This window comes from Streptomyces sp. ActVer (assembly GCF_027270795.1).
In the GTDB taxonomy this organism is placed as follows: Bacteria; Actinomycetota; Actinomycetes; order Streptomycetales; family Streptomycetaceae; genus Streptomyces; species Streptomyces umbrinus_A.
Genome location: NZ_JAPWHT010000912.1, coordinates 1 through 1206 on the forward strand (window position 1 = coordinate 1; position 1206 = coordinate 1206).

Consider the following 1206-nt stretch of genomic DNA (forward strand, 5'->3'; position numbering starts at 1 on the left):
ACTTCCTGCGGTCGCAGAACGTTTCCGGCGTCCGGCTCGACACCGACGGCGCGCAGCAGGATGCGGAGCGCCTCGGCAAGAGCGCCGTACGCCTCGGGGTAGGAGAAGCCGGCGCGGCTGCTGTCGTTGTAGTCGGCGAGCAGCGTGCGGGCGATCCTCACCGCGATCGCGAGGTCGCTCGGCACGACGGGCGGGGTGGTGGACACGGGGCACGTCTCGGTCATCGCCCGGCCCCCTTGCGGATGGTGCCGGTGACGCCGGCCGCGGTGACGCGCACGGTCGTGGTGCGGTCCGCGCTCCGGCGGATGACGCCCGCGGCGACGAGACGGCGGCCGGGGGTGGTTCGCTCAGGTACGTTCTGCACGGGTCTGATCTCCTGTCTTGGCAGGTGTCGGCCAAGGCCCGGGGCGGCGGTAGGGTCGCCGGCCCCGGGCCGTCCTGGTGGCTACGCGCGGGCCTCGTCGATGGCCATGCGGAGCGCGTTGCGGAGGCCCCGCGCCGTACCGGCCGGGTCCGGCGACAGGCTCAGTGCCCGCGCCATCGCCGAGCTCGCGGTGCTGAACGCCTCGGCCGACTCGGCCTTGTCCAGGCTCATGCGCCCCACGCGGGCGAGGTGCTCGGCCTGCGCGTCCTCGGCGGCCAGCTGCAGCCGCTCGGCGACGTCCCGCGGGTTCGTGGTGAGTCCGGCGAGCGCCGCCGTCATGGCCGCGCGGATCGCGTCTGTGGCTTCGGAGATGGTGCGCTCGATACGCATCCGTCCGACGACGCGCGGCACGTCGTCCCTGATGGCCTGCGGGTCGGCCCCGCGCTTCAGGGCGTCCGCCATGACGTCGAAGACGTACCCGTAGTCGGTGTCGAACTCGGCGCGGGCGTGGGCGATGACGGTGAAGGCCCAGATGCGGTCCACGACCACGGGGAGGACGGACTCGGCGCGGCTGCCGATGGTGCTCATGGTCTTGAAGTCGTCCGGCGTCATCTCGGTGAGCGCGTCGCTGATGTCGTCGAGCGTCGCGACCAGGTCCTCCTCCTTGAGTGCCTCGTCGTAGACGCCGTTGGCGACGACCATCGCGGCGGCCTGGACGGTGATGAGGGTCTCGGTGTCGTCGTGTCCGCGGGCGCCGTCGGTCTCCGGCTGCTCGGCCCGGGCGCGGGTCTCGTCGGCGAGGTTGAGCGCGGCGTGGGTCTGGGTGGTGATGTGCATGGTGG

General features: G+C 72.7%; 2 protein-coding genes and 1 pseudogene. All 3 read right to left on the reverse strand.

From position 1 onward, the window contains the following. Positions 1 to 224: pseudogene (locus tag O3Q52_RS53270) on the reverse strand (hypothetical protein); the annotation flags it as partial. Beyond that, positions 221 to 364 carry a hypothetical protein gene (locus O3Q52_RS53275; RefSeq protein ID WP_269655572.1) on the reverse strand — a complete coding sequence of 48 codons (144 nt, stop codon included), beginning with the start codon at positions 362 to 364 and terminating at the stop codon, positions 221 to 223. The gene O3Q52_RS53275 and the pseudogene O3Q52_RS53270, both read right to left, overlap by 4 nt. Positions 365 to 445: 81 nt before the next feature. After that, positions 446 to 1206 (reverse strand): hypothetical protein (locus O3Q52_RS53280; protein WP_269655573.1); only part of this gene is annotated, 761 nt, incomplete at its 5' end.